The 26,143-nt window shown below is 75.0% G+C and carries 21 protein-coding genes; 9 read left to right on the top strand and 12 right to left on the bottom strand.

From position 1 onward, the window contains the following. Positions 1-3 precede the first annotated feature (3 nt). Positions 4-5,898 carry an AAA domain-containing protein gene (locus tag ACJTNH_RS15010; protein ID WP_458176981.1) on the bottom strand — a complete coding sequence of 1,965 codons (5,895 nt, stop codon included), beginning with the start codon at positions 5,896-5,898 and terminating at the stop codon, positions 4-6. A gap of 86 nt (positions 5,899-5,984) precedes the next feature. Next, entirely contained in the window at positions 5,985-6,836 is an 852-nt protein-coding gene (gene sigJ, locus ACJTNH_RS15015; protein WP_458176983.1) for an RNA polymerase sigma factor SigJ, read from the bottom strand. A 58-nt stretch (positions 6,837-6,894) separates the two neighbouring features. On the opposite strand from sigJ, the gene ACJTNH_RS15020 reads away from it, so the two are divergent. After that, positions 6,895-7,665 carry an SDR family oxidoreductase gene (locus ACJTNH_RS15020; protein WP_458176985.1) on the top strand — a complete coding sequence of 257 codons (771 nt, stop codon included), beginning with the start codon at positions 6,895-6,897 and terminating at the stop codon, positions 7,663-7,665. Between the two features lie 70 nt (positions 7,666-7,735). Here the strand turns inward: ACJTNH_RS15020 and ACJTNH_RS15025 are convergent, their stop codons facing one another. Continuing rightward, entirely contained in the window at positions 7,736-9,262 is a 1,527-nt protein-coding gene (locus ACJTNH_RS15025) for a M20/M25/M40 family metallo-hydrolase (RefSeq protein ID WP_458176987.1), read from the bottom strand. A 410-nt stretch (positions 9,263-9,672) separates the two neighbouring features. On the opposite strand from ACJTNH_RS15025, the gene ACJTNH_RS15030 reads away from it, so the two are divergent. Further along, positions 9,673-10,125 (top strand): hypothetical protein, encoded by a 453-nt coding sequence (locus ACJTNH_RS15030; protein ID WP_458176989.1) that lies wholly within the window; start codon positions 9,673-9,675, stop codon positions 10,123-10,125. Positions 10,126-10,277: 152 nt separating this feature from the next. Beyond that, positions 10,278-11,384 carry a DUF3048 domain-containing protein gene (locus tag ACJTNH_RS15035; RefSeq protein ID WP_458176991.1) on the top strand — a complete coding sequence of 369 codons (1,107 nt, stop codon included), beginning with the start codon at positions 10,278-10,280 and terminating at the stop codon, positions 11,382-11,384. A 56-nt stretch (positions 11,385-11,440) separates the two neighbouring features. On the opposite strand, the gene ACJTNH_RS15040 is transcribed toward ACJTNH_RS15035, so the two are convergent. Next, positions 11,441-12,277, bottom strand: coding sequence for a hypothetical protein (locus ACJTNH_RS15040; protein WP_458176993.1), 837 nt, complete (start codon positions 12,275-12,277; stop codon positions 11,441-11,443). Between the two features lie 197 nt (positions 12,278-12,474). On the opposite strand from ACJTNH_RS15040, the gene ACJTNH_RS15045 reads away from it, so the two are divergent. Together ACJTNH_RS15045 and ACJTNH_RS15050 are read left to right on the top strand one after the other, a co-directional pair. Further along, positions 12,475-14,499 (top strand): metallophosphoesterase family protein, encoded by a 2,025-nt coding sequence (locus ACJTNH_RS15045; protein ID WP_458176995.1) that lies wholly within the window; start codon positions 12,475-12,477, stop codon positions 14,497-14,499. A 151-nt stretch (positions 14,500-14,650) separates the two neighbouring features. Continuing rightward, on the top strand, positions 14,651-15,406 hold the full coding sequence (locus ACJTNH_RS15050; protein ID WP_458176997.1) for a biosynthetic peptidoglycan transglycosylase: 756 nt from the start codon (positions 14,651-14,653) through the stop codon (positions 15,404-15,406). Here the strand turns inward: ACJTNH_RS15050 and ACJTNH_RS15055 are convergent. Beyond that, entirely contained in the window at positions 15,403-16,125 is a 723-nt protein-coding gene (locus ACJTNH_RS15055) for an RtcB family protein (protein ID WP_458176999.1), read from the bottom strand. The two genes, ACJTNH_RS15050 and ACJTNH_RS15055, sit on opposite strands and share 4 nt — an antisense overlap. 250 nt (positions 16,126-16,375) lie before the next feature. On the opposite strand from ACJTNH_RS15055, the gene ACJTNH_RS15060 reads away from it, so the two are divergent. Genes ACJTNH_RS15060 through ACJTNH_RS15070 form a run of 3 tightly spaced genes read left to right on the top strand, consistent with a single transcriptional unit; the run spans position 16,376 to position 17,951 of the window. Further along, a complete protein-coding gene (locus ACJTNH_RS15060) occupies positions 16,376-16,837 on the top strand; it encodes a hypothetical protein (protein ID WP_458177001.1) in 462 nt (153 codons plus the stop codon). Continuing rightward, positions 16,834-17,037: a hypothetical protein gene (locus ACJTNH_RS15065; protein WP_458177003.1), complete on the top strand. Its 204-nt coding sequence runs from the start codon at positions 16,834-16,836 to the stop codon at positions 17,035-17,037. Before ACJTNH_RS15060 ends, ACJTNH_RS15065 begins: the two co-directional genes overlap by 4 nt. Beyond that, on the top strand, positions 17,034-17,951 hold the full coding sequence (locus ACJTNH_RS15070) for a hypothetical protein (RefSeq protein ID WP_458177005.1): 918 nt from the start codon (positions 17,034-17,036) through the stop codon (positions 17,949-17,951). The genes ACJTNH_RS15065 and ACJTNH_RS15070 overlap by 4 nt, the downstream gene beginning before the upstream one ends. A 27-nt stretch (positions 17,952-17,978) precedes the next feature. Here the strand turns inward: ACJTNH_RS15070 and ACJTNH_RS15075 are convergent, their stop codons facing one another. Both ACJTNH_RS15075 and ACJTNH_RS15080 read right to left on the bottom strand, forming a co-directional pair. Beyond that, on the bottom strand, positions 17,979-18,389 hold the full coding sequence (locus ACJTNH_RS15075; RefSeq protein WP_458177007.1) for a hypothetical protein: 411 nt from the start codon (positions 18,387-18,389) through the stop codon (positions 17,979-17,981). A gap of 111 nt (positions 18,390-18,500) precedes the next feature. Next, a complete protein-coding gene (locus tag ACJTNH_RS15080) occupies positions 18,501-18,998 on the bottom strand; it encodes a WapI family immunity protein (protein WP_458177009.1) in 498 nt (165 codons plus the stop codon). Positions 18,999-19,081: 83 nt separating this feature from the next. On the opposite strand from ACJTNH_RS15080, the gene ACJTNH_RS15085 reads away from it, so the two are divergent. Beyond that, entirely contained in the window at positions 19,082-19,639 is a 558-nt protein-coding gene (locus tag ACJTNH_RS15085; RefSeq protein ID WP_458177011.1) for a hypothetical protein, read from the top strand. A 244-nt stretch (positions 19,640-19,883) separates the two neighbouring features. Here ACJTNH_RS15085 and ACJTNH_RS15090 read toward each other — a convergent pair whose 3' ends face one another. From ACJTNH_RS15090 to ACJTNH_RS15110, 5 genes are all read right to left on the bottom strand, one after another. Next, positions 19,884-20,303 (bottom strand): hypothetical protein, encoded by a 420-nt coding sequence (locus ACJTNH_RS15090; RefSeq protein WP_458177013.1) that lies wholly within the window; start codon positions 20,301-20,303, stop codon positions 19,884-19,886. Next, on the bottom strand, positions 20,300-22,240 hold the full coding sequence (locus ACJTNH_RS15095; protein WP_458177015.1) for a hypothetical protein: 1,941 nt from the start codon (positions 22,238-22,240) through the stop codon (positions 20,300-20,302). The genes ACJTNH_RS15090 and ACJTNH_RS15095 overlap by 4 nt, the downstream gene beginning before the upstream one ends. Continuing rightward, positions 22,237-24,027, bottom strand: a complete 1,791-nt coding sequence (locus tag ACJTNH_RS15100; protein WP_458177017.1) for a hypothetical protein — start codon at positions 24,025-24,027, stop codon at positions 22,237-22,239. Before ACJTNH_RS15100 ends, ACJTNH_RS15095 begins: the two co-directional genes overlap by 4 nt. After that, the gene (locus ACJTNH_RS15105; protein ID WP_458177021.1) at positions 24,024-25,454 is read right to left on the bottom strand and encodes a hypothetical protein; all 1,431 of its coding nucleotides are present in this window, start codon (positions 25,452-25,454) and stop codon (positions 24,024-24,026) included. The genes ACJTNH_RS15100 and ACJTNH_RS15105 overlap by 4 nt, the downstream gene beginning before the upstream one ends. Positions 25,455-25,542: 88 nt before the next feature. Continuing rightward, complete coding sequence (locus tag ACJTNH_RS15110) at positions 25,543-26,019, bottom strand: RtcB family protein (RefSeq protein ID WP_458177023.1); 477 nt, start codon at positions 26,017-26,019, stop codon at positions 25,543-25,545. Positions 26,020-26,143 lie beyond the last annotated feature (124 nt).

The following is a 26,143-nucleotide window of genomic DNA, read 5'->3' on the forward strand; positions in this document are numbered from 1 at the left end:
GGGTCAGCCGACGACGGGCTCGTCCACGGCTGCCCGCGGTTCGGGCACGCTGCTGGTCTCGCTGCGGCCGGCCAGGTCGGCGAGATCACCCGCGTCCTCCGGGTCAGCCGCCGCACGCGCCGGGCTGACGCCACCGACGCCGAAGAGGCCGAACCCAGCCGTGGCGGCCGGTTCGCGGGAGGCCGGGGCATCGGGCGAGGTGTGGTCCTCACGGACATGCGGGAGCGCATCGACGAGGGCCGGAGGCGCCGCAGCCACGGGGACCTGGGGGAGCCCGGCCACCGGGACCACCAGCTCACCCGGTGCCGCGTCGTCCGTCACCGCGGTGAGCAGCTGGCCCGAGCCGCCACGGGTGATCCGGTCCGCCCGCACCGCCTGGGCCAGTGCCGTCTCCAGGTGGGGCATCAGCACCGGGTGCCGGCGGCGGTGACCGAACACCGCCAGCGTCTGGGAGAACAGCTCGTCGCGGGTCAGCCCGGCCGCCGACCGGCACAGCGCCACCATCGCGTTGGCGACCTCCTGCGGCGGCACGTGCTCCAGGGCTCGCTCGGTGCTCGCCGTCTGCCGGCGGAACGCGGTCCACGACGCCTGGTCCACCGACGCCGGCCACAGGAACTCCGCATCACCCCCCGGCAGCAGCGCCAGGATCGACTCGATCCGGGCGGCGTTCACCCGCGGCACCCCGCAGGCCGCCGCGGTCACCCGAGCCAGCCGTTCCCGGTGGACCGGCCCCTCCGCCGCCACCCCCGCGGTCAGCAGCCGGCGCACCAGCCGCGCGGCCTCCGGGTTCGCCAGCTGCCGCAGCGTCGTCGGCTCACCCACCGGCTTCGGCGTCCACGGCCGGAACAGCTCCTCGCCCGGCAGCCGCGCCGGCGTCACGACCGGCAGCGCCGCGACCCGCACCGGCTCACCCACCGGCCCGTCGTCCTCGTCGTCGAGGTCCAGGGGCTCGGCGATCGGCTCGGCCACCGGCGTGACCGGCACCTCCAGCGGCTTCAGCAGCGGCACCGGCGGGTGGGCGCCGGCCACGGCAGCGACCAGCCGGTCGAGCACCGCCTCGCGCTCGGCCAGCCACTCGGACAGCCACACCCGCTGCACCGCCGGCCACCCGCGCGCCGTCTCCAGCTCCAGGTACGTCAGCTCGCGGTCGACCGGGTGCTGCGCCGCCCACGCCGCGCCGTCGAGCAGCACCGCCAGCAGCGGCTGCTCCGGCGCATCCGCCCGGGCCACCGTCAGGTCGACCGTGGACGACGACGGGCCGACGTCCGTCCGCGCCACCAGACCGCGGTCGCGCAGCGCAGCGGCGACGTCCTCCCGGTACGGGTCCGGTGCCGGCGCCTGCCCGCCGGCCCAGGGCAGCGCCGCCGAGCCGTGTTCGGCGAGGTCCAGGTGGGCGCGCAGCCGGCGCACGCCCGGTTGCCCGGTGACCTCCGGCCGCAGCAGCTCGGGGGTGAACGAAGCGAACAGCACCAGCTGCCGGCGCGCCCGGGTCATCGCCACGGTCAGCCGGCGCTCGCCACCGGCCCGGCTCAGCGGGCCGAGGTCCAGCGGCAGCCGCCCGTGCTCGTCGTCCGAGCAGGCCAGCGACAGCAGGACGACGTCGGCGGTCACGCCCTGCGCCGACTCCACGTCCCGCACCAGCAGCGCGCCGTCCGCCAGCGCCGCGGTCAGCCGCGGGTCGCCGTCGGCCCGCAGCAGGCCCTCGATGAGCCGGCCCTGCGGGGCGTGCAGCGTGACCACGGCGACCGACGGGACGTCGTCCGGCGATGCCGCGAACCGGTGCCGCAGCTCGGCGAGCACCGCCTGGGCCTCGACCGGGTTGGTCTCCCGCTGCTCCCCGGCGCGCAGGAAGTCCCCGTCCACCCGTACCAGCGAGACCGCCGGCCCGGCCGGTGCGCCGGGGACCGTCCGCAGCCGGCCGCCGTGCACGGTCGCCGCGATCAGGGCCTCGTCCCGGCCGGCGTGGTGCCAGGTCAGCTCCCGCCGCGGCACCCCGGCCCGCAGGCACGCGGCCAGCAGGCCCTCGTCGGCCGGCTCGTCGGGTGCACCCCGGGGCGGCAGCTGACCGCGGTCACCGACGACCACCGCCGCGGTGCCGCGACCCAGCGCGCCCAGCACATCGGCCACCCGCAGCGACTGGGCGTCGTCGACCACCACCAGGTCGAACGAACCCGCCGTCGGCGGCAGCAGCCGCGCCACCGCGTCGGGCGTGGCCAGCACGCAGCCGGCCGGCAACCCCGTGTCGGCGGGCAGGGCGGCCCGCACCGCCGCCTCGGTCCGGGCACGCGCGGCGGCGGCCAGTGACCGGCGCACCGCCTCCTCCGGCGCCGCAGCAGCAGCCCCGCCGGCCGCGGACCGCTCGGCGAACGAGGCCTCGGCGACGCCACGGTCGAACGAGGCGAGCGCATCCGCCGCCGGCACGCGGCCGGACAGCAGGGCCGCGCGCGCCTCGGTCAGGCCGGCAGCGTCCAGCAGGTGCACGTGCCGCAGCAGGTCCAGCCAGTGCCCGAGCGAGGGCAGGCCGAACTGCTCGACGGCCCGCTCCTCCTGGGTCTCCTCCCACCGGCGCACCAGGCCGTCGTCGCCGGCCCAGGCGACCAGCTGCTCGAGCGAGCCCTGGCAGGCCCGCGGCAGCGCGGCCAGCGCCGCCCGCAGCCGGCGCACCGCGACCGCGCGGGCCGGGTCGGCCGGCGGGGCGGTGTCCAGGAAACGGCGCAACGGGGGAGTGAACGCCGGTGCGCCGTCCAGCGCCGCGGCGACCCGGCGCACCGCCGTCACCTCCCGCTCGACCAGGCCCGGGTCGAGCAGCGGGTTCCAGTTCCACGGCACCGCCAGCCCGGCGATCGTCGCGCAGCGCAGCGCCAGCTCGCGGGCGGTGGCCTGCAGCTCCACCAGCTCGGGGACCAGCACCGGGACATCGGCCGGCTCCACGTGCGCGTCCGGGCGTAGCGCCGGCGCCAGCTCGGTGAGCACCGCGGTCAGCCGCTTCACCCGGCCGAACCGGCCCGACGCGGCGGCCTGCCGGGCGTCGTCGGCGATGCCGGCCAGCGGCAGGTCCAGCGCCTGCGGCAGCGCGACGTCCAACACCGGGTGGACGGCGGAGGTGAACGCCGCCACGTCGGTGAGCAGCTCGGTGACCTGGTCGGCCCACTCGGGGCTGCGCACCGCGTCGAGGTCGGCGAGCGGCACGGCCGGGCCGGCGAGCACGGTGGCGACCGCGTCGAGGTCGGCCGGGGTCCGTGCCGCAGCCACCACCCGGGCCAGCGGACCCGCGGGCGGCAGCGCCCGCAGCGCGGTGTCGACGGCGACCGCGCCGGCCTGGACGGCGACCGGGTCGGCGTCGGCCGAGTCGACGAAGCCCCACGGGTGACCCGGCCGGGGGCGGGCGCGGTCGGCCACCTCGGGCAGCGCGCCGAGCAGCTGCCGCACCGCGGCGGTGGTGCGGGCCGAGGCGGTGGCGACGAACGCGGGAGCCAGGGGCAGCGTCGGGAGGTCCCGGGCGGCCGACAGCACCCCGGCGTGCGCGGCGGCCAGCGACAGGCCGGCGGAGTTGGGGGCGTGCACCCGGGTGACGTGCTCGGCGACCGCGTGCCGGGCCGCGCGCAGCTCGGCGGGGGCGGCGCTGTGCTCGCCCGCCTCCGGCGCGCCGTCCGCGAACGACGGCGGGACGGTGGGCGGGCCTCCCGGCGACGGGTCCGGGCCGGCGTGCGCGACCCCGCCCGCGGTGGCCACGGCGTCTGCTCGGGACGGGCTGTCGCCGGCGGAGGCGTCGGCGGTGGACGGCGCCTCGGCGGCGAGCCGGACCACGTCGTGCAGCCGCCGGGACACCGCGTCCAGCGACTCCGGCCGGCCGGCCACCACGAGCACCCGCTGACCTCGGCCGGCTGCGGCGACGAGCAGGTCGGCGACGGTCTGGGTGCGGCCGGTGCCGGGCGCGCCCTCCAGCACGAACGTCCGGCCGGCGAGGGCGTCGGCGATCGCCTGCAGCTGGTCGGTGTCGGCCGGCAGCGGCAGGGTCGCGCTCAGCTCGGCCAGGTCGGCGTCGGCCGGGCCGGGGTCGGCGAACGGCTGACCGGGTCGCAGCAGCACCGGCACCAGCGGGTTGCGCAGCGCGCCCGCGCCCAGCCGCTCGGCGTCCTGCCGCACCCGATGGGCCGCCGCCGGCAGTACCGCGAGGTCGGCGGTCGGCTCGACCCGGTACGGCAGCCCGCGCTGGGCGAGCTCCTGCCGCAGCGCGGGCAGCGCGCTCGCCACGTCCACGGCGCTGCCGTCGTCCAGGCCGGCCACGGCGACCCCGGTGCGCCGGCGCAGCTCGGCCAGCAGGCAGCCGTTCGGGCCGACCGCGCCGGCCGGGTCCGCGCTCAGCCGGTAGGCGCCGGAACTGGGCACCCGGGTGAGCACGACGGGCACCAGCAGCAGCGGTGAGCGCACCGCCTCCCCGTCGACCTCCCAGCCGACCGAGCCCAGCGCCAGGTGCAGTTCCCCGGCCCCGTCGGCCAGCTCGCGCACCCGGTCGGCGACCAGCCCCAGCCGGCGGGCGTACTCGGCCGAGTCGACGTCGGCGTACACGCCACCGTGCTCGAGCAGCAGCTCGCCGAGCTGGTGCGGCGGCAGGTCCCGCGCCGAGCGGATGCCGCGCCGCCGGGCGGCTGCGCCCAGCTGGTCGGTGGGCAGCAGGGTCAGCGCGGAGCCCCGGTCCAGCGTCTCGGCGAGCGCGGCCAGCCGGCCGGGCGGCACCGTCAGCGGCAACGCCGCCTCCCGGTGCCGGTCCAGGTCCAGCAGGGCGGTCGTCGTCCCGCTGGTGCGCGGCGCGGTGTCGCGGGCGGGACGGCGGCCGGTCAGCGGCTCCGGGAGCGGCAGCGGCGCGACGCCGTCCAACCGGGCCCGGTGCACGTCGGTCACCCCGAGCACCCGGTGCAGGTCGCCGGCGAGCCAGGCGGCGGCCGCGGTGCGGTGCAGGTCGCCGAAGGTGGCCGGCTCGGCGGTGTGGGCCAGCATCGTCGTCTCGATCAGGGCGATCTCGCCGGCGTGCACCAGCTCGACCAGCCCGCTCACCTCGGTGGTGGCCGTGCTGTCCGCGCAGCGCGGGGTGCGCCAGTAGCCCAGGAAGGCGTGCCCGGGGCAGCTGCCACCGTCGGCGGCGACCCAGACCAGCGGCCGGACGCCGGCGTGCTCCAGCGCCGCGGCCAGGGTGAGCGTGGTGTCCAGGCTGCTGCCCACGCGCTCCTCGAGCACCTCCGCCGGCGTGCGCACCCGCTGCGGCACGTCGGCCCAGCTGGTCGTCGGCGACTGCGGCCGGACCGCCCGGCGCCGCACCATCTCCACGACCGCCGCGACCGTCTCGTCGATCCGCCGGACACCGCCGGGCGGCGCGCCGACCGCGGCGTCACCGGTGCGCTGGCGGAGCAGGTCGGCGGCCGCGCCGACCAGCCCCGCGACGGCCGGGGAGTCCGGCTGCACGTGCGCGGCCAGCAGCTCCAACCCCAGCGGGACCGGCGCGGCCAGCCAGTGCCCGGCGGCGAGCACCCGCACCGCCGCCGAGCCGCGGCCCACCAGCTCCCCGTCGTGCTCGACCCGCACCTCGACCGTGCCGCTGCCGGCCGAACGCACGGCGGCCAGGACGGCGGGGTCGAGCAGCACCAGGTCGGTGAGCACCGTGCTCCGGCCGGGGACGACGTCGACGACCCGCTCGACCGGGGCGCCGAGGACGACGTCGGCGGCGGTGACCGTCGCGGTGACCCGTGCCTCGCGCACCGGTCCGCCGGAGAGCCTGACCCCCGCCAGCACCGGCACCCCGGCCCGGGCGAGCGTCTCACCGACCACCGGCACGCAGTCCAGCACCACGGAGACCCGCAGGTCTGCGTCCGCGGCGTGCTGCGGGCACGGGGAGTCGCCCATGGGGCCTGTCTACCTCCGCGGAGCCGCGGTGCGCGGGAGCCTCGGCGGGGGTGTGACGACTGAGGCGGGAGGGTCGCCCGCCCGGCTCACCGCCAGTGCCGCAGCTTCTCCGGGTTGAGCACGATCCACACGTCGGTGGGCCGGTCGCCGGCGACACCGAGGGTCAGCACCCCGCGCATGCCGCTCTCGTCCCGCCACCCGTAGCCGACGCCGTCGCCGGTGGTGACCTCCTCGAGGACGACGTCGGGGTTCTTGGCCAGCAGTCCGCGCAGGAACCGGGCCACGTGCACCGCGCCGCGCACCGGGTTGCGGGCCGCGCTGACCAGGCCGCCGCCGTCGGAGCGCAGGACGACGTCCGGGTCGAGCAGCGCCACCAGGGTGCTCAGGTCGCCGCCGGCGCAGGCGGCGGCGAAGGCGCGCACCACCTCGTCGCGCCGGGCCCGCGCCGGTGCGCCGGCGCGGGCCGCGTCGACCCGGCGGCGGGCGGAGGTGGCCAGCTGGCGGCAGGCCGCGGGGCTGCGCCCGACCGCCTCGGCGATCTCACCGAAGGGCACGGCGAACACCTCGTGCAGCACGAACACGACCCGCTCGGCCGGCGTCAGCGTCTCCAGCACGACCAGCAGGGCAAGCCCCACCGAGTCGCTGAGCTCGGCCCGCTCGGCCGGGTCGTCGACCGCGTCGGCCGGCACCGGTTCGGGCAGCCACTCGCCGACGTAGCGCTCCCGGCGGGCCCGCGCCGAGCCGAGCACGTCCAGGCACACCCGGCTCAGCACCCGGGTCAGCCAGGCGGCCGGCCGGTCGACCGCCGCCCGCTCGGTCTCGCTCAGCCGGTACCAGCGGGCGAAGGTCTCCTGGACGGCGTCCTCGGCGTCGGCCGTCGTGCCGAGCATCCGGTACGCGACGCCGGTCAGGTGCTGCCGGTGGTCGATCACGGTCACGCGGGCAGCCTGCCAGCCGCCGACCTCACATCCGTGCCCGCTGCGTCGTCAGGAGGGCATGACACCTCCGCAGCAGCTCACGCTCGCCATCGCCGGGGCCACCGGTGTGGTCGGGCAGCACGTCGTCGCCCGGGCCCGCGCGGCCGGGCACACCGTCGTCCCGCTCTCCCGGGGCACCGGCCAGGACGTCGTCACCGGCGCCGGGCTCCCCGCGGCGCTGGCCGGCGCCGACGCCGTCATCGACGTCACCAGCGTCGCGACCACCCGGACCCGGGAGTCGGTCGACTTCTTCACCCGCGCGACCGAGCAGCTGCTCGCCGCCGAGCAGGCCGCCGGCGTCGGGCACCACGTGGCGCTGTCGATCGTCGGCATCGACGGGGAGACCAGCGGCTACTACGCCGGCAAGGTCGCCCAGGAACGGCTGGTCGCCGCCGGGCCGGTGCCGTGGACGCTGCTGCGGGCCACCCAGTTCCACGAGTTCGCCGCGCAACTGGTGCGCCGCACGGCGGTCGGGCCGTTCGTCGTCGTCCCGGCTATGCGGGCGGCGACCGTCGCCGCCAGCGAGGTCGCCGACGCGCTGGTCGAGCTGGCCACCGGCGCCCCGCGCGGGCGGGTGGCCGACCTGGGCGGGCCGGCGGAGGCCGAGCTCGCCGACCTGGTGCGCCGGTACCTCGCCGCGACCGGGCGGCGTCGCCGGGTGCTCCGGGTGCCGCTGCCCGGCGCCGCCGGCCGGCGGATGCGGGACGGCAGCCTCGTGCCGGGCCCGGACGCCGACCACGGCCGGGTCACCTTCGACGAGTGGCTCGGTGGGCTGGTGCCCGCGCGCTGACCGCCGCGGACGGCAGCGGGGCCGGGCACCGTCGGTCGGTGCCCGGCCCCGCTGTCCCGAGGTGCTGCGGTCAGCCCGCCGCGTGGTGCCCCACGTCGTCCCCGCCGCCGTGGCCGTTGCGCTGCCCGTGGCCCGAGCCCTTGCCGTGGCCCTTGCCGTGGCCCTTCCCGTGGCCCTTGCCGTTGTCGGTCAGGTCCAGCGGGGTCGGGTCGGAGGCCAGCGCCAGGGTGACGTACGCGATCGCCTGGCTGTTGATCTCCAGCGCCCGCCGGTCGACGTTGCCCAGGTCGTCCTCGGGGGTGTGGTAGTTCGGGTCGTGCGGGATGCCCGCCGTGCCGCCGAAGAGCGCGACCTCCTCCTCGGTCTTGATGTCGTCGGCGCCGGTGAACAGGCCGCTGGCCGGGATGCCGGCCTCGATGAACGCCTGGTAGTCCGAGCGCCCGGAGAACTCGGTGTCCACCCACGGCTGCCCGGTCCGGTCGAACCGGTCGGTGAACACCTGCTCCAGCGTCGCCGACCCCTCCGGCACCTCGACCGGGGCCTCGTAGGTCGACTGGTCGGCGTCGTAGACCCCGATGACGTAGTTCGGCGAGCCGACCATGTCGAAGTTGAGGTAGCCGGTGATCTGGGCGGTCTCGGCCTCGGTCAGCGACGCCACGTACTCGGTGGAGCCCACCAGCCCGGACTCCTCGGCGCCCCACCAGGCGAACCGGACGGCGTTGCGGGTCGGGTCCTCGTCCATCAGCTCGACCGCGGTCTCCAGGATCGCCGCCGAGCCGCTGCCGTTGTCGTTGATGCCCGGCCCCTCGGGCACCGAGTCCAGGTGCGCCCCGAGCATGATCACGTTGTCCGGGTCGCCCCAGGGCGTCTGGGCGATGACGTTGAAGGTCGTCGTCTCCACCACGTCGACGACGATGTCGAGCACCGCGGTCTGGCCCAGCTGGCCGAGCAGCGTCGTCCCGACGGCCTGGGTCACCCCGCCGACCGGGATGCCGGTGGCGCCCTGGCCGAGGGTGCCGTTGACCGGCTCGTCGGGCACGTTGTTGACGACCAGCACCCCGACCGCCCCGGCCGCGGCGGCGTTCTGCTGCTTCTGCGCGAAGGTGCACGCGCCGCGCGGCACGAGCGCCACCGTCCCGGCGGTGGCCGCGGTGAAGTCGGTGGCCTCGCAGCCCGGCGTCGCGTCGCCCGCCGCGATCGTCGACAGCGGCCCGGACACCGAGCCGGACGGCGAGAACTCCAGGGCCTGCACCTCGACCGGGGCGCCGCCGACGGTCAGCGTCTCGGTGCGGGTGGTCGAGGAGGTGAAGTCGAAGTACTGCCGCTCCACCTCGTAGCCGGCGTCCTCCAGCTCCTCCTGCACGTAGTCCCCCGACGCGTCGTAGCCCGGCGTGCCGCTGGCCCGGTTGCCGCCGTTCTCGTCGGCGATCTCCTGGAACTCCTCCAGGTGCTCCACCACCTCCCGGGTCTTCACCTCGGTGGCGAACTCCTCCAGGTCCGGGCCGCCGGCGTTCGCCGGAGCAGCCAGCAGGACGGAGCCGGCGAACGTGGCCGCGGTGGCGACGGCCAAGCCGGTTCGGCGCGTGCGGAGTGACATCGGTGTCCCCTCGTCGGGCAGCCGCAGGTCCCGTCCCTGCGGCGGGTGCGGAGAACCTAGGCAGCCGGGTGCGGCGTCGTCGAGGGCTGCCGGACGGCCGACCAGGCCGTTGCGTGCGGACCCGATCCGCATCCCCGCTGGTCGGCCCGTGTGTCGTGGGTCACCGCCGAGTGTGCCGCCGGCCGGGACACGCCGGGCGCGACACCCCGGCGGCCGTGCCCGCCGGTCAGCTGTGCACCCGGCCGCCTCGGTCGCCCGGTCAGCTCGTTGTGGCACTGTCGGACCAGCGACCGGACGGTCGGGGCGGCCTCCGGGCCGCACCGCGATCGACGTCCGGCCACCCCACCCGCGCCGCGCACGGTCGCCGGCGCGCGCTCCCCACCCCCGGACACGAACGAGGCACGCACGCGATGAGCAGCACCGACCCCACCCCGCCGACCGAGCCCACGCCGTCGACCGCGACGACGGGCCAGCTCGGCAGCGAGCCGACCGCGGCGACCGGGTACCCCGAGGGCAGCAGTGCCGCCGGTACCGACACCCCGACCGCGGACGGCACCGGGACCGAGCCCGGCTGGGTCACCCGGCACACCACCCTGCTGATCACGGTGATGGTCGCGGTGATCGTGGCCGCCCTGGCGATCGCCGGGCTGACGTACTACCGCTCCGGCGTCGAGGACCGCAACGCCGACACCGAGGCCGCGTTCACCGCCATGGTCGCCGGACAGGGTGCCGCGGTGGAGACCGTCGAGTGCGACGGCGACACCTGCTCGGCCGTGATCAGCGGCCAGGCCTACACCGTGCTGGTGCAGGAGGACGAGGACGGCGAGCAGCACTTCGGCGTCGCCGCCTACACCGGCGACTGACCCCCGGGGCAGATGGGGCGGCTGGGACGCCGGGGTGGACCGGCCCCGGCCGGGCGCGGTGCGGCGGCCGGGGCCGGGGGCCGCACCGACCTAGCGTCGGCGCCGGCCGTCAGCCGGGTGGTCACCTCCCTCGCCCCCGCAGGAGCGCCGCCGTGGCCCGTCCTCTCCCCGCTGCCCGCAGCACCGCCGCGCGCACCCGGCCCCGCCCGGGCCGGGTGCGTCGGCGGGTCGGTGCGGCGCTGGTCGTCGGCCTGGCGCTGAGCGGCACGGTCTCCTGCGCCGGTGGCTCCGACGCCGCCGTCGCGGCCACCGCCGGACCACCGCCGTCGGCCACCCCGCCGCCGCCACCGCCACCGGTGTACTGGCCGCTGACCGGGCTGGAGAGCGGTGCGGTGCCCGCCCGGCCGGCGTTGGCGGTGAAGATCGAGAACTCCGTCGACGCCCGGCCGCAGACCGGGCTGGGGGCCGCCGACGTCGTCTGGGAGCAGGTCGTCGAGGGCGGCATCTCCCGGTACGTGGCCGTCTACCACTCCACCCTGCCGCCCCAGCTCGGCCCGATCCGCTCCGTCCGGCCGATGGACCCGGCGATCGCCGCGCCGCTGCGCGGCCTGTTCGCCGCCTCCGGCGGTCAGGCGGCCTACGTCGGCGACGTGGCCGACGCCGGCCTGCAGGTGCTCACCTTCGACGCCGGGGACGACGGCTTCGCCCGGACCACCACCCGCCGCGCCCCGCACAACGTCTACGCCGACCCGGCCGCCCTGCTGGCCCAGGCCGACGCCGCCCACCTGACCGACCCGGCGCCGCAGTTCGACCTGGCCTCCACCGCCGAGCAGGCCGGCGCCGTCCTGGCCGGCACCCCGGCGACCACCCTGTCGCTGACCCTCTCCGGGGTCAGCCGCCCGCAGTGGACCTGGAGCGCGCCGGAGGCCCGGTGGCTGCGCGCGGAGGGCAGCACCCCCGCGGTGGAGGCCGACGGTGCCCGGCTGGGGGCGGCGAACGTGGTGGTGCTCCGGGTCCAGGTCGTCACCACCGGGGGAGTGGACCCGGCGGGCAACCCGATCCCGGAGACCGTGCTGGTCGGCCGGGGCGAGGCGCTCGTCGCCAGCGGCGGGAAGACCCTGCCGGCGACCTGGGTGAAGGACACCGTGACCGACCGGGTCGTGCTGCTCGGGCCGGACGGCAACCCGGTGCGGCTGGCCCCCGGACGCACCTGGGTGGAGCTGGTGCCGGTCCGCGGGGGCGCGGTCGCGGTCGGCTGAACGGCGAACGCCCCGCGCCCGGGGGTCCGGGGCGGGGCGTTGCGCGGATCAGGTGGTCAGCTGCGGGACATCGCCGGCCGGGCCGAGGCCCAGACCAGGAACCGCGCCGCCTGCTGCAGGTCGGGGACGTCGTTGCCCACCAGCGAGCGGAGCAGGTCGTTGCTCCACACCGCGAGCCGGCCGATCGTCCAGGTGGACTTGTCCACCGGCGGCAGGTCCAGCTCGAACACGGTCTTGACCAGCTCCTTCTTGCCGCCGGTCGCGGCGGTGTACCGCACGATCGGCAGGAAGCGGTCGGGCTCGACCACGCACAGCACCTTGGTCAGCAGCGACTCCTTGAAGGAGGGGAAGCCCAGCCCCTTCTTCGTGCCGTCGACCAGGTGGGTGAACCGGTCCTCCAGCCGCAGGCTGTCCGGCCCGAAGAGCAGGTAGTCGATGCTGGCCCGCACCTGGGTGGCGGCCTTGTCCGGGCCGGCGGTCTTCCACGCCCGGTTGAAGCCCGACACGTTGCCGGGGTCGGCGACGGTGGTGGAGTTCGCGAAGTGCAGCAGCTGGTCGGCGGTCGCCGTCCGCAGGCCCTCGGGGGTGAACAGCGCCGCGTAGCGATCGCGGTAGCCGGCCACGACGGGGTCGGGCTCGGGTCGCTCCAGCAGGAACTCCGAGGTGAGCAGCATGACCCGCTCGCGCACGTCCGGCCGGACGTCGGCCGGGGCGGGGAAGGAGGCCTGGAGGGAGTCGACCGACTGGACCGCCGGGCGGGCCGGGTCGCGGCGGGTCTCCCCGCGCAGCCACTCGTTGCCGCAGTCGTCGCAGTGGATCAGCAGCCGGCCATCCGGCTGCGGGGTGCCCGAGATCTCCTCGGAGCTGCAGGTGGGGCAGGTGATCAGTGCCATGGGGCCCCGTTCGTCGGTGTCGGGAGGTGCGTTCGCGCGGCGTGGTCCGCGGGGGCGCTCGAGGAGGTGCCGTCGACGTCCTGCGTCGTCCCCTCGACTGCTGAGCGCCCCGTCCTCGTGACCAAGGGTCGCACGCCGCGGGCTCCCGGCCGCGTCGAGCGCACGCCCGGGCCCGCCCACGGGGGACGATGGGCCCGATGTCCTGGAACCGCGACGACGCCACGCAGCTGCCCCTGCCCTTCCCGCCGAGTCGCCGCGACCGCGCCGAGCACGTCGCCCGGCGGGTCGGCGGCGTCGCCGCGCGGGTGCTGCAGGTCGTGCTCCGGTGGGTGCTGCGGATCGCCCTGCCGGTGCTGAGCGGGGCCGCGGCGCTGCAGGCCTTCCCGTACCACGCGACCGTGCAGGGCGTGCCGTTCGAGGTGCAGGGGTCGCTGTTCAGCCGGCCGGGCCTGTCCGCCGACACCACCCTGGGCAGCTGGGAGTTCCCGGAGGTCAGCAACGTGCCGTTCGGGGTGCACATCAGCCCCGAGGACGTCGACGTCCTGCAGCTGGCCCGGTTCGCCGGCGGGGACGTGCCCACGTTCGTGCAGGAGCTGCAGACCGAGATCACCGCGATGATCCCGGAGATCGCCCGCTGGCTGATCGCCGAATTGCTGATCGGCGTCGCGGTCGGCCTGCTCGTGGCCGCGGCGATCAACATGTCGATCCGGTACCTGCGCGGCCGGCCGCGCCGGCCGCACGAGCTGCGGCTGCGCGCCCTGCAGGCGGCGACGGCGGCGCTGGTGACGGTGGCCGTGGCCGGCTACGGGGTGCTCACCTACAACCCGAACTGGGTGCTGGAGTCGCGGCTGACCGGCACCCTGGCCGCCGCGCAGCTGTTCCCCAGCGAGCTCAGCGCCTACTACTCCCAGCAGTCCAAGGCCTTCGACGTGCTCGGCTCGGTGCTCGGCATCCAGGCCGCGCTGCAGGCGCAGATCGAGGACGACCAGACACCGGAGACCGCCTTGCGGATCATGACGATCTCCGACATGCACCTGGCGGCCAACTACCCGCTGGTGGGGCAGTACGCCACCAACTACGACGTCGACCTGATCATCAACGCCGGCGACGAGAGCGCCTTCGGCACCCGCCAGGAGGTGACCCCGGCCTACCTGGACGCCGTCGCCGCGGTGACCGCCACGACGCCGATGCTCTGGGTCGCGGGCAACCACGACTCCCCGGCGACCGCGGAGGTCATGGCCACCGTCCCCGGCGTCACGGTGCTGGGCACCAAGACCCGCACCGCGGACGGCTACGACGTGACCGCCGGGGTCGTGGACGCCTACGGGCTGACCATCGCCGGGCTCTCCGACCCCCGGGTCTACGGCGGGCCCGGCGCGTACGGCGCCGACGCCCCGGACGTCGTCGACCCGCTGCAGCGGGAGGCGGTCCGGCAGGCACTCGGGGTCGAGGAGACCGACGAGGCGGCGGACGCCGAGCGGGCCGCGGACGCCAGCACGTCGCCGGGCACCGGCAGCGGCGCCACGTCGTCGGCGGGCGGGACCTCGACGCCTCCCGCGGACGGCATCCCGGCCCTGCCCGGGAGTGGCACGGACACGCCGGACGGTACGGCTCCGCCGGAGGGCACGCCCCCGCCGGAGGGCGCTGCTCCGGCCGACGGCACCGCGGCCACCTCGCCGGCCGACAGCGCGGCCACGCCGGAGGCAGGGGGCACCGGCGCGGCCGCGGACGTCGACCCCACCGCGGACCTCGACGCCGTCGACGTCTTCACCACCCACGAGCCGGTCGCCGCCGAGGAGCTCCGCGAGGTGCTGCCCGACCGGATCCGGGCGACGGTCTCCGGGCACGTGCACGCCCAGAACGACACCGCCGACCTGCAGGACGGCGGCACCGAGATCGACCTGGTCGAGGGCTCCACCGGCGCCGGCGGGCTGGACAACATCGTGCGGGGCGAGGAGCGGCCGCCGATCGAGTTCAGCATCCTGTCGGTCGCCGCCGACTGTCAGTTCACCCGGGTGATCCGGTTCTCCATCCAGCCCGGGGTGACCTCGCTGGTCGAGGGCCCGAGCCCGACCACCCCGCAGGCGTTCGGCGACGACGTCACCGCCTCCACGGTGTACTTCCGGCCGCAGGACGTCGCCGACGACCGCACCTGCGGCACCGAACTCGGCATCAGCGAGCAACAGCCCTGGCCCCGGGACGAGCTGGCCGCCGACGACTGACCCGGCCCGCGGTGTCCTCCGGACGGGTGGAGTCCACCGGCCCGGGGCGCACCGGCGGGCCCGCGGGCCTTCCCCTCCCGCCGCCCGCTCCTGATCATGGTCGTGCCGTTCCGGTCCGGGCGCGGTCGGAACGGGACGGGAGACCTGGTCGGTGGCGGCAGGGACGCTGGAGCGCGAGCGGGCGACAGCCGGGCCCGGCCGACCCCGCCGGACCTGGCTGCGCCGGCTGGCCACGGCCCTCGTCGCCCTGCTGCTCACCGCTGCGGTCGGCCTCGGCGTCGCCTGGCAGCTGACCCCCTCGGTCGACGACGCGCAGAGCCGGGTGGCCGAGCGCCTCGCCGCGAACGGCGCACCCGCGCTGCAGGTCGAGCCGGCCCCCGAGCTGGTCCTGGCGCTCCTGGCCACCGAGGACAGCGGCTTCCACTCCCACCTCGGGGTCAGCCCGACCGGTGCGGTGCGGGCCTTCCGCGGCCTGCTCACCGGCACCGACCAGGGCGGCTCGACCCTCGACCAGCAGCTGGCCAAGAACGTCTACCTGGACGGCGAGAACGGGCCGGTGCAGAAGGCCGAGGCCGTCGTCCTGGCGATCAAGCTGGACGCCGCCCACAGCAAGGCGGAGATCCTGCGGATGTACCTGGACGACGGGTACTACGGGCACGGGTTCACCGGGCTGACCGCCGCGACGCAGGGGTACTTCGGGGTGCAGCCCGACGAGCTGACCTGGGCGCAGGCCACCGTGCTCGCCGGGCTGTTCCAGGCCCCGAGCGCCTACGACCCGCTCGTGCACCCCGACCGCGCCGCCCGGCGGCAGGCGCACGTCCTCGACCGGCTGGTGGACGAGGACGTGCTGACCCGCGCCGAGGCGGACGCGATCGCCGCCGAGGACTGGGGCCTCGTTCCCGGCTAGTCGCCCTTGACGTTGACCACCTGGCGCAGCGTGTGCCGGACCTCCACCAGGTCGGCGGCGTCGGCCATCACCTGGTCGATCGGCTTGTAGGCGTCGGGGTGCTCGTCCAGGAACGCGTCGGAGTGGCCCCAGGCGATGCCGCTCATCCGCTGCTCCAGGTCGGCCCTGGTGAACAGCCGCCGGGCTGCGTTGCGCGAGTGGTTGCGCCCCGCGCCGTGCGGTGAGGACAGCAGCGCCGCCTCGTTGCCCAGCCCGGAGACCACGTAGGAGGCCGTCCCCATCGAGCCGGGGATCAGCCCGGCCTGGCCCTTCCGGGCGCTGATCGCGCCCTTGCGGGACAGCCACACGTCACGCCCGGAGTGGTGCTCGCGCTCGGTGTAGTTGTGGTGGCAGTTCACCGTCTCCAGCCGCTGGACGTCGTCCTCCAGGAACCGGCCCACCTGCTCGGCGACGCGGTCCATCATCTCCTCGCGGTTGAGGAAGGCGAACCGCTGCGCCCAGCGCAGCGCCTCGATGTAGGCGTCGAACTCCGGCGTCCCCTCCTCCAGGTACGCGAGGTCCCGGTCGGCCAGCTCGATGCCCTGGGCCCGGCACCACTCCTGCGCCCGGCGGATGTGCACCGACGCCAGCTTGTTGCCCACGCCGCGGGAGCCGGAGTGGAGGAACAGCCAGACCCGGTCCTGCTCGTCGAGGGAGACCTCGATGAAGTGGTTTTCCACTCGTTGGCGGGTGACAACCTGAAGTCCGTCGACAACCCCCCGGCACGTACGCACTGACCACCTGAGCCCTCGTCCACCCCCGGTCCGGAGTGGCGCCACGAACCTGTCAGTGGCCTCCCCGGGAGGCGGAGCCGGTTCGCAGAGCCGGACGCGAGGCGGTCACGTTCTGCTGCTGGGAGCCACCCGCCGGGCGGCACTTCGTCGCGAGAGAGGATGGGCGCCCGGCCCTGAGTGCAGACGTAGGAGTGGGATGGACGACCTCGCCGATCTCGTCAAGACAGCAACAGCGTCGGGATGGGCTGCGAGCTCCGCCAGGCTGGACCAGGTACGCGGCTGGGCGCGGACGCTGCACTGGGAGGAGACCGCGACCCGCAAGGGCGACGCTGCGGTGAGCGTCCTCCGCCCTACGGCGGCCGAGGACGCGCACCCACGGTCGTTGAGTGCCATTCACGGGCTGGGTGAGCAGCCGCTGCACACCGACGGGGCGCATCTGCAGGCTCCGCCTGACATCGTGATCCTCCACGCCGCCGAGCCGAACGGGACTCCGACGCTCCTGTGGAGCGAGGCGTCGACGGCTACCAACCCCGCGTACCCCCGCATCGCCCGGCCGCCCTGCCTGGCCGGCGGGATCTTCGTGGTGGCCAGCGGCAGCACCCGGTTCCTGGCCTCGGCGTACGACCCCAGGGGGTACCGCTACGACCGGGGGGCATGACGCCGGCCGACGAGCGGGCGCACGAGTCCGTCCAGTACTTCGAGTCGCTGGCCAGCAGTGCCTACCGCCAGGAGTGGACGGCACCCGACCAGGTGCTGGTGATCAACAACCGGCGCACCCTGCATGCTCGCGCCGCTGTCGCCGAGGACGACGCCGACCGTCAGTTGACCCGCATCGCCTACCGGGTGCCGCGGCGATGACCGCGCCGTTCGCCGAGGACGCACTGTGGATGAAGGCGCGCCTGTTCATCAACCGGGCGATGGACTCCCAAGTGCACCGCAGCTTCGATGAGCAGGCCCTGTGGGCGTCGCTGGCGCTCGAGGTGCTCGCGAAGGCGGCTCTGTCGCGGGTGTCCCCGCTGTTGATCGCCACACCCGACGAGGACGGCAGCAACCTGCTGATCGCCAGTGGCCTGGTGGAGGGCGAGGCGACGTTCCACTCGGTTCAGGCCAAGACCGTCTTCGCGCGCTGCGCGAAGGCGTTCCGCCCGTTCAGCCTCAAGGAGGCGAAGCTGATCGCGGCGGGGCGCAACGAGTACCTGCACGGCGGCGCGCCCACCATCGGCCCTCTTCCGCCGCAAGCGTGGTGGCCTCGGTTCTGGGCGCAGGCGGTCATCCTGTTGGCCGCGCAGGACCGGGAGATCGAGGAGCTCGTCGGTCCCGACCGCGTGTCGGTCGTTGAAGAGCACCTCGCCCGCAACCGCGAGCACCTCGCGCAGCGGGTGGAGGCGCTGATCGAGCGGGCCAAGCAGCGGCTCAGCCTGCACGAGCAGGGCCTCATGACCACACGCCAGGCGGCGGAGTGGGCAGCGACCGCCGACGCCTCCGCGGGGCTGAGCCATCACGCCGAGGACACCTGCCCGGCCTGCGGGGCCATCGGCCTGCTTGAGGGCGAGGAGGTCTTGTCCTACGAGGTGGAGTACGAGCAGGTCGACGCCGAGGACTACGACGTGTGGGTCAACCTCAGCGTCGGCTCGGAGTACTTCAGCTGTCCGAGGTGTCATCTGGTCCTTGACGGCTACGAGCTGCTCAACGCGGCCGGGCTGGACGATCAGTTTCCCGCTGTTGGCAGCATGTCCGACTACCCCGACCCGGACGACTACGGCAACGACTGACCAGTCCAGGGCGAGCCGCGAACGCCTCTAGGCGTGGGCGGCCCGGACGAACCGCGTGGCGGCCTGCAGGGCCCGGGTCGGGTCGGTGGCGGCCACCCGCTCGGGCACGTCGTCAGAGAGGAAGCTGCTCGGCGACGTCAGCCACGCCCACGCGGCCCAGCTTCCGATGCCCGCGCCGAACAGGACCTCGAGCAGCGGGTGTAGTTCGGCTCGGGGGTCGCCGCCGTCGGTGAGCTGGAACGTCGGGACCCGGATCGTGCCGTCTCGGGGGTCCAGTGCGATCAACGCTCGCTCCAGGCGTCGAGCGGCCACCCATCCGCCGACGGTGGCCACGTCAGGCTCGCGGCGCCGTGCGGCCAGCTCGGTGAGCGTCAGCCAGCCGGTGGCGATCAGCTCCGCCCGCTGCGCGGCCAGCCGCCGCACCTGCTCGTCGGTCATCGACCGGCCCGCGGTGCGCCGCTCACCACGCGTCTGCTCGAATCTCTGCTGGCCACGGCCGCAGGCTACGGGGGAGCGCTGACATCACACCGGGCCTCCGGACGGACGGGTTCACCGCTCCGGGAACGGCGTGAGTTCGTCCTCCCAGGTACGCGCGGCGGCGAGCAGGTCCTCGCGGCCGACCCGGAGCGGAACGCTGTAGGCGTACATGTCGAACTGTGCCTCCTCATCCGCTCCCGGTCGGCCAGCCACCGACTCGTAGGACAGGTGCACGCGGAGGACGAGGTGCTGGCCCTCGCGGGCTGCGACGCTGAATCCGAGGTTGGGCTCGGTGAAGGCCAGCAGGCCCTCAGAGTCCTCGGTCGGGGCCTCGGTCACCGCGACGCGGCCGTCGGCAGCCGCCTGGAGCCAGTCGCGCAGCTCCCGTGCTTCCCACGTGGTCAGGCAGGGGTCATCGAACTTCCAGGACTCTCCTGCCGCCGTCCGCACCCTGCCGCGGACCTCGAGCCAGTTCGCGTCCCAGTCTCCCGGCTCCTTCGGTGCGGCGGGGAACTGGTAGCGGGTCGGCCGGAGTTCGACGCTCGCGCCGTCGAGGGAGGTCAGCAGCACCGGGCGAGCATGTCAGAGGCTGCAACGGCCTGACCCAGCCCGACCTCGACCGGGCGACACGATGGCGTGGCCATACTGCTGTCGTGACCTCGGAGCTCACGACGCTACGGCTCGAGTCGGCCGTCCACACGCACGACGTCCTGGACGGCCGCGTGAGGCGGTACCCGCGGTCGCACTTCTTGGACTTCCTCGTCGACGGCGTCTCACTGCTGAGCACGGCACACGAGCAGGACAACCTCGTGACCGACCTGAACCGGGACTGGGCACCAGAAGCCGTCGCCTCGGCCGTCGAAGCGCTGTCAGGCCGGGGTCCCGCCCGCTACTTCGACGAGGGCCGGGTACCGCTGCTCGTCTGCGCCTCGTGCGGCGAGCCGGAGTGCGGGACCATCACTGCGGCCCTGGATGTGGGGGCGACCGAGGTGACGTGGTCGGGGTTCCGGTGGGAGTACGGCAACCTCCGAGGCCCAGAGCCCATCCACTCGCTGCCGAACCAGGTCACGTTCGACCGTGCCCAGTACGAGACCGAACTGGCCGACGCCGTCCAGCGGGTGGCCGCCCTTCCCGAGAGTGAGCCGCGATTCCTGGAGCGACCGCGCCGCGACCGGCACCTCCGTTGGCCCTGGAAGCGGCGCAAGGACTGACGCTGCGCTCCTCACACGGAGGGCTTGCGTGCCGCCACCCGGTAGAGGGCGAGTAGCCGCTCAACCTGCTGCGGCTCGAGGCCGACTTCGCGCATCAGCTCTGCGCGTAGGCCCGACGCCCGGCTGAACGCCTTGCGGCAGGCGTCGTCGCAGTACTGCCTCGCCCGACCCTGTCGCCGCGGCCCGTGCTGCAGCTCGCGACCGCACTGCCGGCACCAGCCGGGCACCTCCGCTGCCACCCTCGCTACCCGCGGGTCCGGTCGAACGCCACGACCTCACGGCGTGCGGCGCGGTCACGCTCGGCCTGCAGACTGGCCTCGGCCAGCTGCAGGTGGTGCAGTGCCCGGTCGCGCTCCTCCTCGGCCTTCTTCCGCTTGTCCCGCTCCCGCGTGAGACCGGTACGCGCTTCCGCCAGCTGCTCGAGGAGCTTGGCGTGCGGGGACTCCGGGGCCGGCCGCCAGTTGCTGCGGAGCTGACCGACGAAGGCGGCGACCGGCTTGTGGTCCTTGTTCAGGGCCTGCCGGGTGACCCCGCTGAGGCGGGCGACCTCGCTCAGGCTCGGCCGCCTGCCGCTGACCACCAGCGCCAACGCGGCGGCCGTCGCTCGCAACCGGGTGGGGGTGCTGGTCAGCAGCTCGAGGTCGACGTCATCGAGCTCGGTCACCGACCCTGCACCTCGATCAGGTCGCCGAGGTCCCGCTCGATCAGCGCCGCGTTCTCGCCGGCCTGCTCGCGGGCGAGCTTGGGCATGCTGCGGTCGCGGGTCAGGCTGAGCAGCCGGTCGTGCTTCACCTGGTGGGCGGCGAGCGTCGCGCTGACCGTGGTGTGGTTCAGGCACCGGTTGGGCTGGCAGAACGCCTCCAGCGGGGTGCCCTCCTCGGCGCCGCACAGGGCGAGGTCCGGGTCGAAGTCGCACCAGCCGAACTCGGTCAGGCGGATGCCGCGGGCGTGCTGGCGCAGCAGCATCCGAAGGCGGCGGTCGTCCTCCTCCACGCGCGGCTCCCGGCTCAGGGCCTCGTGCACGGCCGCGAAGACGTCCCGCTTCCGCCGGCCGTCGGGCCCGGCCGGCAACCGGGGCCCGACGCCGGCCTCCACGGCCCGCTCCCAGACGTGGAACTCGTCCACCATCGCGTCCACGACGACGTTCTCGTACAGCTCCGCGACCTCCTCGTACAGCTCCCGCTGGCCGAGTGCGACGGCGTCGGGCGCGACGCGGAAGTACCCCGCGGCGGTCTCCGGGTGCTGCCACTTGAACTGCTCCATCGCCGCCTGCGGCCCGTGCGGCCGGGCGGACACGATGCGGGCGAAGGTCCGCCGCAGCTCACGGCCGTCGGGCTTGACCAGGACGGCCAGCCAGGCGGCGCGGTCGGGTCGGTCGGCCGCCAGCAGCGCGGCGGTCGCCGCGTCGTCCTTGACCGGCAGGGGCGGCACGATGCCCCGGCGCACCAGGTCCTGGCCGGCGCGGGCCACCTGGTCGATGGCCCGCTCAAGCCGGGCCGTCACCCGGGCGCCGTCGCGCTGGCCGTGGACGGCCCTGCGGTCGAACAGCGGTGCCTGGCCCGTCGCGGCGAAGCGCCGGTCCGGTGGCACGTCCTTGACGTCCAGGAGCCGGGTCAAGACGCCGACGGCGGCGGCGACGATTGGCGGCACCAGCCACCTCTCCTCGCGTGGCCGCTCCAGGCCCTTGACCAGGTAGCTGCGCAGCAGCCACCTGGTGGTGCCGGAGACCTCGATCGCCTCCAGGGGGCTGTGTCGCGGCACCGCGTCCAGCTCGGTGGCGCGCATGCCGGTGAAGGCCGCCGTCACGAACAGGCAAGCGCCGGCAACCTGACCGAGCAGCTCGCTGCCCTGCGCCTCGAAGCCGTCCCGGTCGAGCCACACCACCTCCCGGCCCTGGGCGTCGACGACCAGGAGGGGTTGGGCGGCCCGGTTCCGCTGCATCGCCTCATGCCGGTCCAGGATGGCGTGCCCGTGCTCCACCAGGAACATCCCCAGGGTCAGCCACGGCCCTAGCACGTCGGCCACCGACAGGGGTGCGGTGCTGTTCACCCGCCGACGCGCCGCGGCGACACCGCCCCCGAGGCTCAGGCCGCTGACGCCGGGCCACGGTTCGTGCGTGAGCCGGTCAACGCCGGGGCTCATCGCCCGGGCGTAGAGCGCGAACGACTTCAGGGCGCTGATGCGGCGGTAGTTCGGGCGCAGACCGCTCTCGTCCTTCCAGGCGTCGTAGTCCTCCTGGGTCACCGCCGCCAGACTGCCCGCCCGTGCGTGTAGCCAGGCCAGGTCCACCGTCAGCCCGGCGAGCCAGCGCTCGACGGTCTTGAGGTCCTTCGGCTTGCGCCCCGTCAGTTCGGTGGTCACCTCGGTGTGCAAGAACGGGCGCGTCGCGAGGATGAACAGCTCCTTCAGGGCGTCCCGCAGATGCGCGGGGATGCCGCCGAAGTGCAGGCGCCGCCGCACGCTGGACGCGGTGTCCCGATGGCCGGAGATGTCCCAGGAGTCGTCGTCGTAGACGCCCGATACCGGCTCGCCGAGCAGTTCGGCCAGCGGGCGTCCGCTGAACCGGCTCGCCGATGTCCGCCGCAGCGGGATGACCGTCACGTGTAGACCTCCTTCAGGCGCTCGATGCGGTGCTGGGCCTCGGCGATCTCCCGCGCGGCGTCCTGCTTCGCGCGGTCGGAGAAGCGCGACAGGACGTGCTGGACACCGACGTCGACACCACCCCAGCGCTGCACGAACTGCTCGGCGGGCATCTGCCGGCGCTCTGCGTCGATGCTGTCGCTCAGGGCCAGGATCACCGGCAGGTGGTGGCGGGTGTGGATCGCGTTCTCGCAGAGCAGACACGCGAACGGCGTCTGCCGGCACAGGGTGCCGACCGCCTGACCGGGGGCCTGGCGCGCGTCGCGGCAGGTGACGGTGCCGCTGTCGTCGCCCTCGCCCCGCACGATGCGCTCGGCGGTCGCCGGCTCCACCCCGTGGTCCACCAGGAGAGCGAGCACCTCGTCGCGCTGCAGATCCGCGTCGATCACCAGCTGCGAGCTGCGGACCAGGCCGAGCAGATCGTCCTGCGCCTCGGCGATCACGGCCTGGCGCTCGTCGGGACTGAGGGCGGCGCTGCGGTACATCGCCCAGGCGCTGAGGCGGCTGTGGTTGGGGTCCAGCTGGCCGGCGACCCCCGGCCCCAGTGCGCGCTCGCTGCGCTCGGCCCACGACTTGCGCATCCGCCTCGTGCTCAGCCGGATGCGCGCGCCGTCGGGGCCCTCGATGCCCTCGTGGCCTTCCTGCACCAACGGCCGCGACGGGACGTAGGTGAGCACCGGGAGCCGAACCGTCTTCACGCTCGTGCGTCCGTCCCGGGCCTTCGACCGCCACAACCACACGTGTTCCGTGCCGGTCCAGCGACGAGCCGGTGCGGTCACGTCGATCCACCGCTCCAGCACCCGGCCGCCGCTCCACGTGCTGACGGCGTTGCCCCTGCGGCTCACGGCCCGGTCGGCCCGCGCCTTCACCCCGGCGATCTCCATGACCGAGGAGCGGCCGGGCAGCCGCCGGACGTCGGTGACGTCCATGCTGGCCAGGACCTGCCCCTCCGCTCCGTACTCGTTGATCACCAGCAGCGTCGCGGCGAGCGCGTCCTGCACGTCGGGGAACAGCGCCTTGATGGCGGCGGCTCGACCGGTACGGTCCGCGGCGACCCGCTCGTCGAAGGCGTGAACGAGGACCCAGGCGCTCCACCAGCGCCTCGCCGCCACCGTGGCGTCGCCGTCACGCGGAGGGGGCTCCACGTCGAGGATCCGCTGTGCGGCGGCGAGCGCCTCCTCGTCCGACGCATCGGGCCCCACCTCCAGCAGTCGGAGAGCCGCGTTGCGCCGGGCGAACAGCGCCGACAAGCGGTCCTTGCACCAGTCGATGACGCAGGCCAGCTCCGCCGGAGAGTACGGCTTCGACGGCTTCGCGTAGCCGAACAAGGTGAGGTTGCGCAGGTAGCGGACCAGGGCATCGTTGCCGGCTGTCAGTGCCGCGTTCAGCAGCAGCCGCCGGGCCAGGACGGTGCGGACGGGCACCGGGGTGGTGAGGTCGCCGAAGAGGGCCGCGTGCACGTGACCGACCTGCAGCGTGGCGGCGTCGGGAGGGTTCGTCGCGTGGGCGGCCAGGCGGTCGCCGACCAGGCGGGCCGCGGAGAGGTACATGCGGCCTGACCCCGGGCTCTTCAGCTCACCGCCCCGGTCGACGAACAGCGGCAGGGTCGCGTCGCGCAGCTGCTGGCGCAGCGGAGAAGCGGGGACGACGGCGAAGTCCAGCAGGCTGGTGTGACCGTCGGCGGTCAGCAGGATGCCCACGGGCACGTCCGACGGTTCCGAGGCCAGGCCGCGGTGCGGGTCTCTCACCCGACCTCCTCGCGGAGAGCGGGGTTGTGCTGGGGGTCCGCGTTGACCGCCAGGAGCAGGTCCCACAGCGCCGCATGCTGGTAGATCAACGTCGTGTCAGGGCCGGCATGGCCCAGTGACTCCTGTACCAGCAGGCCGGTGTTCTCGTGGGTCACGAGCTCGGCCCACACCGGCCGGCGGCCGTGCGCCGCGACGAAGGCGGCGATGTGCTCTCTACGGGCGGCGAGGAAGCGCGTCAGCGCCGTCGCGTAGGTGTGTCTCAGGTGGTGCATGCTGTAGGACCAGTGCAGGTCGCCCCACACCGCCGCGCACCGGGAGCCGGCCAGGGCGAGGGCCTCGTTCAGCGCCGTCGGGTTCGTCAACGGTGCGCCGTTGGCGGTGCGGTGGTTGAGCAGCACCAGCGGGGAGCCTCCGCCCGGCAACACGAGGCGGCGGCGGGCCGCGAGGTCGAGGTCGTTCCACTTCTCCGTGCGCTGTCGGCCATCGACGCAGAAGGTGACCTCGCGCCGGTTGGTTCGCTCGACCACCACTTCCAGCGGCCGCTCGGGCCGCCAGGTCGCGTTCCGCGCGATGTTGCGCCGATCGCCGCGGACGTAGGCGTGCACGGGGCGCAGCCAGTCCGAGAAGGCGATCGCCCGACGACCAGCGTCGTTCTTGGCGGTCTGGTCGGCGACCGCGAGGGGAGTGAACCCGTCGGGGTGCGGCGGGGGTAGCTCGAAGATCGTGAAGGCCAGGACCTCGCTGTGCCGGAGCCCGGCCGCCAGGCCCAGTCCGACGCCGGCCGCGTTCCGCTGAGCGGTGAGGTACCCCTGGAAGGTGGGGTCCGGCCCGCCGCCGTCTGGCAGCTCCCCGAGTAGTCCCACGCGCAGGAAGCGTTCCTGCTGGTCGCTGGGGATGGGCTCGCGTTCGGACTTGCTGCGGCGGCCGCCGTCGAGGCCGGCAACGACCTCCACCGGCCCCCAGCGGGTCTGCACCGTCTTGGTGCTGAACGGCAGCTCGGTGATGCGCCGCGCGCGTACAGCCCACCGGTAGAAGCTGGTGATCGCAGTGCGCCGCTTCCCGATCGTGCTTGCCGCATCGCCGACCGGATCCGCGCTGCGGTCCTCCTGGTCCACCCCGGTGCACTTGAGCTGGTAGGTGCGCAGCATCTCGTCGCCATCGAGGAGCACCTCATCGGCGAGGAGGCCGACGCCGAACTCCGTCTCGAAGTGCGCGGCCAGCCTGACGACCTCTCGGGCGTACGTCTCCCAGGTGTCCGGGCTGTGCGAGGAGGCGAGCCCGAGGAGCCAGTGGTTGACGTCCGCGACCGGGCGCTGGTCGTCGTCGAAGACCGTGGGCAGGCCGGCGACCCTGAGTGCCCTCGGGTCGGGTGCGAACCCCGCGTCTGCTGCGTACTCCGGCTTCCACTTCAGGACCCGATAGGGCACGGCGCACCTCCCGCGGGGGAGTCTGGGGGAGGCCACTGACAGGACCGTGGCGCCACTCCGGACCGGGGGTGGACGAGGGCTCAGGTTGTCAGTGCGTACGTGCCGGGGGGAAGTGGTTGCCCGAGCCGAGCGAGCCCAGCTGCAGCGGCCAGTTGCCGGCGGCGCCGTCGGCCTGCTCGACGCCGGGCAGCCCGCGCAGCTCGGCGACCCGCGCCTCGGCGCTGGGCCGCACCTTCTTGTTGTACCGGCCGGCCGACAGCGGCACCGCACGGGAGATCTGCCCGTGCAGCACGCTCAGGTCCGTGCCCGCGAGGTCGGCGGCGTCGAACTGGGTGCGCACCGCCATCATCCCGCAGCCGATGTCGACCCCGACCGCGGCCGGGATGATCGCGCCCTCGGTGGGGATGACCGAGCCGACGGTCGCGCCCTTGCCGAGGTGCGCGTCGGGCATCAGCGCCAGGTGCGGGTGGATGAACGGCATCGCCGCGGTGCGCTCGGCCTGCTCGCGGGTGCTGGGCTCCAGGATGGACGCCCAGCTCAGCAGGCGTCCGTTGATGGTCTCCATGGTCCTTTCTCGTCTCGTCGTCCCCGGGCGCGGCCATGTCGGCCGACATGGGCGCGCGGGGGTGGGTCGGTGGTGGGGCGCGGCCCGTGGAGTGAACCCCGGCCCCGGGGTGTGGGGACGCCGA

This window comes from Modestobacter lacusdianchii, assembly GCF_054177765.1.